Origin of the sequence: Anaerobacillus sp. MEB173, from assembly GCF_052119505.1 — a bacterium.
Classification (GTDB): domain Bacteria; phylum Bacillota; class Bacilli; order Bacillales; family JBJMAU01; genus JBJMAU01.
In genome coordinates this window covers 1-12,141 of record NZ_JBJMAU010000002.1, presented here as the reverse complement: position 1 = coordinate 12,141, position 12,141 = coordinate 1, and the positions used below count along the sequence as shown (strand labels likewise).

The following is a 12,141-nucleotide window of genomic DNA, read 5'->3' as shown; positions in this document are numbered from 1 at the left end:
CTATGAAACTGGAAGCGAAAGTTTACATCGTTGGAGCTGGCCCTGGAGATCCCGATCTCATTACTGTAAAAGGGTTAAAGGTTTTAAACTCAGCGGATACAATCATTTATGCGGATTCACTAGTCAATCCTGACTTAATGACTGATGTAAAACAAACCGCAACAATCGTAAAAAGTGCCGGAATGGCTTTGGAAGAGATTGTTGACCTTATGGAACAGGAAGTGAAGGAAGGAAAGAGTGTCGTCCGGCTTCACACAGGTGACCCGGCCATTTATGGTGCCATTTTGGAACAAATGAGTCATCTTTATCGTCGCGGGATCCAGTATGAGATTATACCGGGAGTGAGTTCTGTCTTTGCTTCTGCTGCGGCAGCAGGTGTTGAATTAACCGTACCTGATCTTACGCAAACAGTCATCTTAACGCGAGCAGAAGGCAGAACTGCAATGCCTGAACGTGAAAAGCTGAAGGATTTAGCAAGCCATCATTGTACAGTGTGCCTATTTTTAAGTGCGACGTTAATTAAAAAAGTTGTCAAAGAGTTTTATGAGGCCGGCTGGGAAGAGAATGCTCCGGTTGTCGTTGTCTACCGAGCATCATGGCCTGATCAAAAAATTATCCATACAACTTTAGCAAAATTACACGAGGACATGAGAGCAAACGGAGTAACGAAACAAGCGATGGTCATCATCAGCAAAGCCGTAGACCAAAAACTATTAAAAGAAGGAAAATACGAATCAAAACTATATGATAAGACGTTTACACATGGGTATCGAAAGGGAGTTACTTCGGGGAAGTAAAAATAAATGTATAATTTATAATGTAGAATTTAGAATTGGTGTGGGTGAATTCAAGAGGTTGTTTAAAGCCTGACATCTAATGATTTACTTTTATTAATTATTAATTATACATTTTACATTTCACATTGAAAAAAAGGGGTGTTTTACATTGCAATCGAGATTGGTTATTGCGGGGACTGGCAGTGGGGTTGGGAAGACGACGTTGACGATTGGGTTAATGGCGGCTCTAAAGCAGAAGGGGTTAAACGTACAAGGGTTTAAGTGTGGTCCTGATTATATTGATCCTAGCTATCATACTGCAGTTACAGGAAGGCAATCGCGTAATTTGGATAGTTGGATGCTGACTGAAGAGACAATGAAGGAAATTTTTGTTCGCGGCAGTACGGGTGCAGATATATCGATTATTGAAGGAGTCATGGGTTTTTATGATGGAAAAAGCCCGACAAGTAATAAAGGCAGTACGGCTGAAATTAGCTGTTTACTATATGCCCCTGTGCTGCTTGTGATCAATATTGCAAGTATGGCTAGGAGTGCGGCGGCGATTGTCAAAGGCTATCAGCTTCTTGATCCGAACGTAAATATTGCCGGTGTGATTCTTAACCAAGCTGGAAGTAAAGGGCATTATGAGCTTTGTAAAGAGGCAATTGAGCAAGAGTGTCATGTTCCGGTCTTGGGCTACTTACTTCGTGGTGATGGTCCATCAATTCCAGAACGTCATTTAGGTCTCATACCAGCGATTGAGCGTGGAGAATTAGATACATTTTTTCATGAATTAGGAGTGACGATTTCTGAAAAGGTTGATCTTGAACAAATTGTAAATATTGCCAAGCAAGCGCCAATTATAGAAGTTGAAGAGAACCTTTTTAAAAATAACGAAACAAGGAAAGAGGATTCAGTCAAAATTGCTGTGGCCAAAGATTCGGCATTTAACTTTTATTATCAAGAAAATCTAGAATTACTAGAACAGGCGGGAGCAGAGTTAGTGTACTTTAGTCCTGCTGCAGGCGAATTATTACCTGAACATATAGATGGCTTGTATATTGGCGGAGGTTTTCCTGAGGAATTTGCAGTACAACTTGCTGAAAATGTTGCTCTTAAAGAGCAGATTAGAGAGAAAGTGGAGCAAGGGTTACCAACGTTTGCGGAGTGTGGCGGTTATATGTATCTAACCGAATCGATTACAACAACAGAAGATCAGACGTATCCAATGGTTGGTATTATTCCAGGACAAGTTTCGATGCAAAAAAGGTTTGCCGCTCTTGGTTATCGTGAAGTTACAGCACTTGAAACAAACATTTTACTTGAAAAAGGTGAACAAGCGAGAGGCCATGAATTTCACTATTCAACATTTACAAGTGATGATGAGTTACCGTATGTTTACCATTCAAAGGGATTACGGGGAGAAGGAAAGGAAGGGTATGTTCGAGAGAACCTTGTTGCCGGTTATACGCACATTCACTTTGCCTCAAATTCATCAATTCCAGCCCGTTTTGTAGCAGCATGTAAAAGCTATCGAGAGGGGAATTAAAATGGGGAGATCAAGAGAAAATCAAGAAGGTTATTGCCTCGTCTATACTGGCGATGGTAAAGGGAAGACAACGGCAGCGATCGGTACCGCCTTAAGAGCTGCCGGCCGAGGATTAAACGTGATTATTTTGCAATTCATCAAATCTTCTGAACGCACGTATGGAGAAAAGCTGGCCTTTGAAAAGGTAGGTGTTGAAATGCTCCAATTAGGTGAGGGGTTTACATGGACAAAAACGCCGGAAATTCACCGAGAGGCATTAAAGGCTGGATGGAGTAAAGCGAGGGAAGTTATTGAGTCAGGTGATTATGACCTTATTGTTCTGGATGAAATAAACAATGCTCTGGCGATTGAAAAGTTTCCTATTGATGACTGCTTACCATTAGCTGAAGTGATTGACGTTGTAAAAAACAGACCCAAGCATACACATATGATTCTCACCGGCCGTAATGCGAAGCCAGAAATCATTGAAATTGCTGATCTTGTTACGGAGATGAAACCGGTGAAGCATTATTATGAAAATAATGTACCCGCAGTTTACGGGATTGAGTTCTAAAGAGGGGATATATAATGGAAAGAATTGAAAATATACTTAATCGAATTACACCTTTAAACCATGAAGTAATGGAAAGAACAGGTGCTTATATTGACCAATTAACAAAGCCGGTCGGCAGTTTAGGAAAGCTTGAAGAAATTGCGATTCAACTAGCAGGAATTACAGGAAATGATTACCCGGATATTTCTGCTCCAGCAGCACTTGTTTTTGCAGGTGATCATGGAATTGTTGCTGAAGGTGTTTCTGCTTATCCACAGGAAGTGACGAAATTAATGATACATAATTTCTTGAATGGCGGAGCAGCGATTAATGTATTCACAAGACAAATCAATGCTACTGTTCATGTAATTGATGTCGGTGTTAATGGTGAGATTGAACACCCACAATTAATCAGTCGTAAGGTTCGGAACGGCACAGCGAACTTTTTACGAGAAGCTGCGATGACAACTGATGAAGCAATAGAGAGTATTCTCGTTGGTATGGAAGAAGCTGAGAAGGTAATTAAAACAGGGAGTAACATTTTGATCATTGGGGAAATGGGGATTGGAAACACGACGGCTAGTAGTGCATTGGTCGCAGCTTTTACTGATGTTTCTGTTAATGATTTAGTAGGTCACGGAACAGGACTTGATGAAAAAGGACGTCTCCAAAAGGCTGAAGTGATTAATGAAGCATTAGCATTTCATCAGCCAAATGAAAAAGACCCAATTGATGCTTTTACAAAGGTGGGCGGTTTGGAAATTGGAGCCATGGCCGGCGCAATGTTAAAAGCTGCTTCATTAAAAATTCCTGTTTTAGTAGATGGTTTTATCTCAGCAACAGCAGCATTACTTGCTTATAAGCTATGTCCGCTAGTTAAAGAATACTTGTTTATTAGTCACCAATCAGTAGAAGCAGGGCAAAGGGCGGCGGTGAAAATGTTGGAAAAAGAACCTCTTTTGAACTTGCATCTGCGTCTTGGTGAAGGAACAGGTGCAGCGTTAGCTTATCCAATCCTTGATGCATCGACGAGAATGGTTAGAGAGATGGCGACATTTGCAGATATTGGGATTGAAAAATAATTGGAGGTGTGAGGGTTGGGTACTACAACGTTAGTGAAACATCAGCGTACCGAGCAACAGAATAAGAAGGAAACTCAGCGCTTCCCTCATGTCTATTATTCAATATTTCTTGGTAGTTTAGCTGTTATCTTATTATTTTCAATCACAATGTCAGTCATGTTAGGACCAGTATCAATTCGACCTGATACTGTATGGAAGATTGCGTTAGTGAAGCTGCCAATCATGGAACATTTAATTACCGTTGATTGGTCTAAGTCTTATGAACATATTATTTGGGACATACGTTTTCCGCGTGCTTTTCTAGGTGCTATTGTTGGAGCAGGCTTAGCAATTGTTGGGGTTGCGATTCAAGCATTAGTCAGAAACTCGTTGGCGGATCCCTTTATTTTAGGGGTCTCGTCAGGGGCTTCTGTTGGGGCAACATTAGTGATCATCTTCGGTACATTTAGTCTGTTTGGACACTATGCACTATCTATTGCGGCGTTTTTAGGATCATTACTGTCGGTTGTTATTGTCTTCTTTCTTTCTCAAGTGGGAGGAAGAATTTCCACAGTCAGGCTTCTATTAGCTGGAATAGCAGTGTCAATGATTCTATCAGCAGTAACTAGCTTTATCGTCATTTCTTCACCTAGAGAAGAAGGGATACGCAATGCTCTTTTTTGGATGATGGGAAGTTTAGCAGGGGCGAAGTGGGAATATATAACGATTCCTGCTATCGCAGTTTCTCTTGGAATCATATTTTTACTAACACAGTCGAGATCGTTAAACACTTTACTAATGGGAGAGGAAACAGCGAAAACATTAGGTGTAAATATTGATGTTTTTCGAAAGTTACTTATTATAGTTACTGCTTTACTAACTGGAGTAATCGTCGCTGTCAGTGGGGCGATTGGTTTTGTCGGTTTAATGATCCCGCATATCGTACGTCTCATAATTGGCTCTGATCATCGGCGTGTCTTGCCGGTTAGTGCTTTTGTTGGAGCTATTTTTATCATTTGGGCAGATGTGTTTGCTAGACTCATATCTTCACCTGAGGAATTACCAATTGGTATTGTTACAGCGATTTGTGGTGGTCCGTTTTTTATTTGGTTACTAAGGAGGAGCTCATATTCGTTTGGAGGTGGAGACCGATAATGTTAAAGGTACAAGGTGTAACCGGAATCGTTAATGAGAAAACGATTATCGAAAATATTCATTTACAGGTGAGTTGCGGCGAATTTGTTGGATTAATTGGTCCGAATGGGAGCGGTAAATCCACCTTATTAAAGCATATGTATCGTGTTCAAAAACCCGATGCCGGTTTTATTACCTTAAAAGAACAGGAGATATTTAAGCAATCAGCAAAGAAGATCGCCAAGCAAATGGCCGTTGTTAGTCAGGAGTCACCTATCCTTTTTGATTTTTCCGTTTATGAAATTGTCCTGATGGGAAGATCGCCACATAAACGTTTATTTGAACAAGACACGAAACGTGATCAAGAACTCGTCTATGATGCATTAGAAAAGGTAGGAATGTTTGAGCATAAAGATCGCAGCTATATGACGCTTTCAGGTGGTGAAAAGCAACGTGTGCTTATTGCCAGAGCGTTAGCGCAACAAGTGGATCTTCTGGTCCTGGACGAGCCAACAAATCATTTAGATATCCAACATCAACTTCAAATTTTAGACTTGGTGAAATCGTTAAATTTTACAGTAGTTGCTGCCCTTCATGATTTAAATCTTGCTGCAGCTTATTGTGATTATCTCTATGTTATTGATAATGGACATATCGTAGCCTCAGGTCCTCCGGAAGAAGTGCTTAGATCGGATTTGCTTCGACGTATCTTTCGAGTTGAAACAGATATCGTGATCCATCCAATTACAGGGAAAGTACATATTACCTTTTTATCAGACTATATGATCAATACGCATCAAAGGTCGAGAAGCTTTTTACAAACTAGAAGTAGGTAGAGGAGAATTTTTATAATGACAGTTTTAAAACGTTTTGTTTTCTGCAGTGCGTTCTTATTCCTGCTTATCGTAACCGCCTGCAATCAAACATCATCGACTACAGAGGAACCAGTGGAGTCAGATGATCAAGCAATCGAAACAGAGGCACAAGAATACACTGAGGTCACGATCGAAAATGCAGATCGCACAGTTACATTTACTGAACAACCGCAGCGTGCAGTGACGTTAAATCAACATACAACAGAAGTCATGCTAGCTCTTGGCCTAGAAGAATTTATGGTAGGTACAGCATTTTTAGATGATGAGATTTTACCAGAATTTCAAGAAGCATATCAACAAATTCCAGTTTTATCTGATCAATATCCATCTCAGGAAGTCTTTTTAGCTGAAGAGCCTGATTTTGCTTATGCCGGCTGGAGCAGTGCTTTTCATGAAGATCATATTGGATCAATTGAACAGCTCGAGCAGTATGGGGTTAAATCATACTTACACAATTCTTCGACGATTATTGGTCCAACGATTGAAGATGTATACGATGATATTTTACTTATCGGAAAAATTTTTAATGTTGAACAACGTGCAGTAGAACTAATTAAGACAATGAAGAATCAAATGGAAAATATTCAAAGCACAATTCATCCTAATGAAAAGCCGATTCAGGTCTTTGTATATGATAGTGGCGAAATGGCACCACTTACGTCCAGTCAAAATTTTTTAAAAGAACTAATTGAAATGGCTGGAGGAGAAAATATTTTTGCTGATATTAATAAAAACTGGGCTGAAGTAAGCTGGGAAGAAGTCGTCGATCGAAATCCAGAGCTTATTATTATCATTGATTACGGCGAAACAACGGTTGAGCAAAAGAAAGAATTTCTCTTAACTCACTCGGCCCTGGAGAATGTACCAGCAATCCAAGAGGAACGGTTTGTTGTTATGCCGTTATCGGCTGCTGCGGAAGGAATTCGAGCACCATTGGCATTAGAAATTTTAGTGAACGGATTTTACTCGAAATAATAGATTGATTGAATCAACCAGTCGTTGTTGTGGGACGGCTGGTTGTTGTTTAGGCTGTTGTAGGAGGAATAATATGGCTGATATTGGAAAAGTGTATTTAGTAGGAGCTGGTCCTGGAGATGTAGGGTTAATTACTGTAAAAGGAATGGAAAGCATTCGCCAAGCGGATGTGATCTTATATGATCGATTAGTGAATCCTCTTTTGTTAGAGTATGCAAAACCAAATGTAGAATTAATTTATTGCGGAAAACTGCCGGATCGTCATATTCTCAGACAAGAAAAAATTAATGAAATCCTTGTGGAACAAGCGAAAGCGGGTAAAACTGTTGTCCGTTTAAAAGGGGGAGATCCAAGCGTATTTGGGCGTGTAGGAGAAGAAGCAGAGTCCTTAGTAGATCATGGGATTGCATTTGAAATTGTACCTGGTATTACGTCGGGAATTGCCGCTAGTACGTATGCGGGGATACCGGTTACGCATAGGGAATATGGGAGTACATTTGCAATGGTCACAGGCCATGATAAATCAAAAGACGGAAAGCCGACAATTCAATGGGAAGCACTAGCCAAAGGAATTGATACAATTGCTTTTTATATGGGAGTAGGAAACTTAACCTACATATCAAATAAGCTCATCGAAAATGGCCGTTCTCCTTTAACTCCAGTCATTTTAATTCAGTGGGGAACTACGAGTCGGCAAAGAACACTTGAAGGGAATTTAGAGAATATAGCTCGATTAGCAAAAGAGGAGAACTTCAGCAATCCATCAATAACGTTAGTCGGCGATATTGTACAACTCCGGAAAAAGGTACAGTGGTTTGAAAGCAAGCCTTTGTTTGGACAACAAATTGTAGTGGCTAGGACAGGTAATAACATTGACAGATTGGCTTCAGTATTAAGAGGACAAGGGGCTGAAGTGCTGGAATATCCACGAATTCAATGCTGTTCTCTCGTTAAAGAAACAGCCTTTCTTAACGTCATGGAAAAAGTAGCTAGCTACGATCGAATTGCGTTTTTATCTTCTGAAAGTGTCACCTTTTTTATGGAAGGCATTCAACATTACAACATTGATATTCGCTCAATTAAAGCCGAGCTGTACGGAGGGACCATAAAGGTAAAAAAAGCGTTGGAGAGCAGAGGCTTTTTAGCGAAAACTGTAAATGTCATGCCTGAAATGGGAAGATTACTCGTTGTTAGCCCCCACTTACAATCTGATAAAAAAGAACGCTTTATGACCGACTGGGGACCATTTGATGTTTTAATCCCCTATGAAAAACAAGTGGTTGATCAGTCGCATGCAACACTTCAACGTGTTTTAGATGAAGGGAAGTTAAATAAGATTATCTTTCCGAGCGCGACATCTGTTAAACAATTTATGTCTGCATTAGAGCGTTTCGGTCAAGATCCTCAACAACTTCTCGCGGAAACAGAAGAAGTGATTTGTATGGGAGAACAGTCAGCTCAATTAGTAAAGGATGCGGGTGGTGTTTGTAGAGAGATTTCGCACGAACTAACAGAAGGTGAGTTAGTTCATGTTCTCTTGTCGAACGCCATTGAAATCGTTTAGGATTAAAGTAGCTACTACATCCTTATGATTAGGGGGTACGAATGAAGCAAAACTATCCTGTACTGTTAAATTTAGATGGAAGAAAAATCATCGTCATCGGTGGAGGGACAATTGCTGAGCGAAAGGTTCAAGGAATACTAGAGACCGGTGCAATGGTAGACGTTGTATCTCCAGACATTACTGAAGAACTAAAGAGGTTAGTTTCTGAAAAGAAAATTACTTGGAAGCAAAAAGAATTTAAGAAAAAGGATCTAGAGGATGCCTTTATCGTTATTGCTGCAACAAATAATAGCAACATTAATAAGTGTGTTTACGATTCAATACTTCCTCATCAACTTATCAACATTGTCGATCGTCCTGATTTGTGTAGTTTCCATGTTCCTTCTGTCATTAGAAGAGGAAAGCTTGTCATAACGGTCTCAACGAGTGGCGCAAGCCCCAGTTTGGCGAAAAGAATTCGAAAGGATCTTGAAAAGACATATGATGAGAAGTATGAAAGTTTTGTAGAGTTCCTTGACTGGGCTAGACAGCTTGTTTTAGCGGAAATAGAAGATGCTGCAATGAAAAAAGAATTGTTAGCTTCCTTAACTGAGCCTTCAATATTGACAATGAGAAATCGAAAAGAGGTATTTTTAGGTCGCCTTCAACAAGCAAAAACAAAATAAAAATAGATGAAACTACCTTTTAGTACGAGAGTATTGATGAGGTAGTTTTACTTTGAATATGATAATTAAAAAATTCCTTGCCAAATAAAACCAATAATGTTAACTTAAAATATATATAGGTTAACAATAAGCGGTAAAGGATGTGGCAAAGGTGACAATAAATGCTGTGTTGAAAAATGAATGGGATCGATTAGCAGATAAGGCTCTTGCTGGGGAGTTATTAACGTTAGATGAGGGATTACGGGTTCTTCAGGCAGATGATGATGAAGTATTACCAATTTTACATGCTGCTTTTAAAGTGAGAAAACAATACTATGGGAAAAAAGTAAAGCTAAATATGATTATTAATGCAAAAAGCGGAATGTGTCCAGAGGACTGTGGTTATTGTTCACAATCTATTATTTCAGATGCACCAATTGAAAAATATACATTTATGGATAAACAAACCCTTATTGACGGAGCAAAAGAAGCCCTTAACAGAAAAGCAGGGACATATTGTATCGTTGCAAGTGGACGCGGACCATCTGAGAAAGAGATTGACAATGTAATAGAAGCTGTAAAGGAGATCAAAGATACGATGCCCTTAAAAATTTGTGCTTGTTTAGGAATCGTTGGTGAAGAAAAGGCGAAAAAACTAAAAGAAGCAGGGGTTGACCGTTATAATCATAATTTAAACACGCATCAGGATAATTTTTCGAATATTACGTCAACACACAACTATGACGATCGAGTTATGACAGTTGAAACAATTAAAAGCGCAGGAATGTCACCATGTTCGGGCTGTATTATCGGGATGGGTGAGACTGACGAACAAATTGTAGAAACGGCTTATGCATTACGGGATGTTGAAGCAGATTCAATTCCGGTTAACTTTTTAAATCCGATTAAAGGAACCCCGCTAGAAAGTCAGAGTACAACAAAACCTATGAAAGCATTAAAAGTACTTGCTTTAATGAGGTTTATTAATCCGAAAACAGAAATACGAGTTTCAGGAGGCAGAGAGATCAATTTACGCACATTACAGCCGATGGCGTTTTATGCAGCAAATTCAGTCTTTGTAGGTGATTACTTAACAACAGAAGGACAGGCTGTAACCTTAGATCATCAAATGATTGAAGACCTTGGCTTTGAAATTGAAGAATGTGCTCTTTAACAAAAAACAAGTCATTGTAGAGTGATACTTTACAATGGCTTTTTCTTTTACAGTTTATTGAATATTTAAAAAATAAATAGTATAGTTATATCTATCAATACTGCAGTATAAACAATCTAGTTAATGACATCTAAGTTCCTTCATCTAGTAACCGTCTTTAGAACAATGAGTAATGTATTTCAGGAAAGAGTGATAAAAAGATGTCAACAAAAAACAAAATATATTTAACAATTACTATCCTTTTTTCGGTTACAATGATATCTGCACTATCAATAACTTCTTATATTTATTTGCAAAATTTTAAAGAAGAAAACTACAGTGATCTTGAAGCAATTGGTTCAATACTCCTTTTTACTATTGCGGCACTAGTTGGATTGTTTTTAGCTTTTAGAGTATATAATAGTGGGCTATCTGAAAGTCAGAGACGAACGGATACGGTCAGCGGACAAAAAACAAGTCAAAGTCTTGTATCACAACAAGAGGTGGAGGATGCTTTAAAAGATAGGGAAAGTTATCGACGTTTAGTGGAGTTTTCTCCTGATGGGATTATGATTCACTGTGAAGAAAAAATAGTTTATATTAATCAGGCAGGATTAGATCTTTTTGGAGCAAGCTCTAGCAGTGAGATTATTAATCGTTCAATATTAGATATCATTCCACAACGCTACAAACAGGTTGTAAAAAAACAGGTGCAAAAATCTTACTCTAGTAGAGAGTTTGCTTACCGCTATAATCAAAAGTGTATCAGGTTGGATGGAACTCTTTTTGATGTAGAAGTTAGTGGAATTCCAATAGATTATATGGGGAAAGATGCAACATTAGCTTTAATGCGGGATATAACAGAGAAAAAGCTTAATGAGGAGTTGCTTCGAAAATCAGAAAAGCTTTCAGTTGTTGGCCAATTATCAGCGGGGATTGCCCATGAAATTAGAAATCCATTAACGTCAGTCAAAGGTTTCCTACAGCTATTACAAAAAGATATCGTGACATCTGATATCAAAGAAAAAGGAAAATATGTTGAGATTATTCTTTCTGAATTGGATCGTGTTGAATCGATTATTCATGAGTTTCTATTTTTAGCTAGACCAAATCAAGATATTGCTTTTAAAGAAAAAAGCCTATTATCAATCATAGAACAAATCAAAACCTTATTAGATTCACAGGCTATACTGCATGATGTTCAAATTGTCTTAGAAGCTGATGATGAGACTTTACCAAACATCGATTGTGAAGAGAGTCAGCTAAAGCAAGTGTTTATTAATATTATTAAAAATGCGATTGAATCGATGCCAAATGGTGGTCTTATTGTTATCGAAGTTCGAAAAAAAGATGAAGAACATATCTATATTAAAATCGCTGATCAAGGAAAAGGGATATCGAAAGAAAGAATTAAAAAGCTTGGTGAACCTTTTTATTCAACGAAAGAAAAAGGGACTGGCCTTGGATTAATGATCAGCTATAAAATTATTGAAAGTCATAATGGAAGAATTGTTGTAGAAAGTGAAGAAAATAAAGGTACAGAATTTACAATTATACTTCCTGTTCATCCGAATTTTATTGAAAAGAAACAGAGGATTAATCAGGAAACGGAAAATTTGGTCCATTCTTAAATTTAAGTATGCTTTTCCAATCGCATGTGATTTTCGTAAAGTAAATCATGTGCGGTTTTTTTTATGAAATAAGTAAAAAAAGTCTTGCGTAAGAAAAATGGATGTGTTATATTATTTCTTGTCGCTAATAAGCGATAGTGTTGGTTTAGCATTCTGTTTTAGAAGTCATGAAAAAAACTTTTCAAAAAAAGACTTGCGCAGAATTAGATAAAGTGATACAATAAATTCTGTTGCTGAAATGACACAT

Annotated in this window: 11 protein-coding genes; all 11 read left to right on the top strand. The window is 38.4% G+C overall.

The window, feature by feature from the left end; all coding sequences use genetic code 11:
• Positions 1-2: 2 nt before the first annotated feature.
• The 11 genes from cobM (at position 3) to ACJ2A9_RS04355 (ending at position 11,894) form a co-directional block, all read left to right on the top strand.
• A complete protein-coding gene (cobM, locus tag ACJ2A9_RS04405; RefSeq protein ID WP_441420410.1) occupies positions 3-797 on the top strand; it encodes a precorrin-4 C(11)-methyltransferase in 795 nt (264 codons plus the stop codon).
• A 148-nt stretch (positions 798-945) separates the two neighbouring features.
• Positions 946-2,325, top strand: coding sequence for a cobyrinate a,c-diamide synthase (locus ACJ2A9_RS04400; RefSeq protein WP_441420409.1), 1,380 nt, complete (start codon positions 946-948; stop codon positions 2,323-2,325).
• Between the two features lies 1 nt (position 2,326).
• Positions 2,327-2,878 (top strand): cob(I)yrinic acid a,c-diamide adenosyltransferase, encoded by a 552-nt coding sequence (cobO, locus tag ACJ2A9_RS04395; protein ID WP_441420408.1) that lies wholly within the window; start codon positions 2,327-2,329, stop codon positions 2,876-2,878.
• A gap of 14 nt (positions 2,879-2,892) precedes the next feature.
• A complete protein-coding gene (cobT, locus tag ACJ2A9_RS04390; RefSeq protein WP_441420407.1) occupies positions 2,893-3,939 on the top strand; it encodes a nicotinate-nucleotide--dimethylbenzimidazole phosphoribosyltransferase in 1,047 nt (348 codons plus the stop codon).
• Positions 3,940-4,041: 102 nt separating this feature from the next.
• Positions 4,042-5,073 (top strand): FecCD family ABC transporter permease, encoded by a 1,032-nt coding sequence (locus ACJ2A9_RS04385; protein WP_441421026.1) that lies wholly within the window; start codon positions 4,042-4,044, stop codon positions 5,071-5,073.
• A complete protein-coding gene (locus ACJ2A9_RS04380) occupies positions 5,070-5,888 on the top strand; it encodes an ABC transporter ATP-binding protein (protein ID WP_441421025.1) in 819 nt (272 codons plus the stop codon). Before ACJ2A9_RS04385 ends, ACJ2A9_RS04380 begins: the two co-directional genes overlap by 4 nt.
• 15 nt (positions 5,889-5,903) lie before the next feature.
• Complete coding sequence (locus tag ACJ2A9_RS04375; RefSeq protein WP_441420406.1) at positions 5,904-6,902, top strand: ABC transporter substrate-binding protein; 999 nt, start codon at positions 5,904-5,906, stop codon at positions 6,900-6,902.
• 73 nt (positions 6,903-6,975) lie between these two features.
• Positions 6,976-8,466, top strand: a complete 1,491-nt coding sequence (gene cobA, locus ACJ2A9_RS04370) for a uroporphyrinogen-III C-methyltransferase (RefSeq protein WP_441420405.1) — start codon at positions 6,976-6,978, stop codon at positions 8,464-8,466.
• Between the two features lie 41 nt (positions 8,467-8,507).
• A complete protein-coding gene (locus ACJ2A9_RS04365) occupies positions 8,508-9,131 on the top strand; it encodes an NAD(P)-binding protein (RefSeq protein WP_441420404.1) in 624 nt (207 codons plus the stop codon).
• Positions 9,132-9,297: 166 nt separating this feature from the next.
• On the top strand, positions 9,298-10,284 hold the full coding sequence (bioB, locus tag ACJ2A9_RS04360; protein ID WP_441421024.1) for a biotin synthase BioB: 987 nt from the start codon (positions 9,298-9,300) through the stop codon (positions 10,282-10,284).
• Between the two features lie 200 nt (positions 10,285-10,484).
• Complete coding sequence (locus ACJ2A9_RS04355; protein ID WP_441420403.1) at positions 10,485-11,894, top strand: ATP-binding protein; 1,410 nt, start codon at positions 10,485-10,487, stop codon at positions 11,892-11,894.
• Positions 11,895-12,141: the final 247 nt, after the last annotated feature.

Bases quoted from the DNA above. Each gene is read 5' to 3' on its own strand.
- cobM (WP_441420410.1), top strand. From the start codon at position 3: ATGAAACTGGAAGCGAAAGTTTACATCGTTGGAGCTGGCCCTGGAGAT.
- cobO (WP_441420408.1), top strand. From the start codon at position 2,327: ATGGGGAGATCAAGAGAAAATCAAGAAGGTTATTGCCTCGTCTATACT.
- cobT (WP_441420407.1), top strand. From the start codon at position 2,893: ATGGAAAGAATTGAAAATATACTTAATCGAATTACACCTTTAAACCAT.
- ACJ2A9_RS04375 (WP_441420406.1), top strand. From the start codon at position 5,904: ATGACAGTTTTAAAACGTTTTGTTTTCTGCAGTGCGTTCTTATTCCTG.
- cobA (WP_441420405.1), top strand. From the start codon at position 6,976: ATGGCTGATATTGGAAAAGTGTATTTAGTAGGAGCTGGTCCTGGAGAT.
- ACJ2A9_RS04365 (WP_441420404.1), top strand. From the start codon at position 8,508: ATGAAGCAAAACTATCCTGTACTGTTAAATTTAGATGGAAGAAAAATC.
- ACJ2A9_RS04355 (WP_441420403.1), top strand. From the start codon at position 10,485: ATGTCAACAAAAAACAAAATATATTTAACAATTACTATCCTTTTTTCG.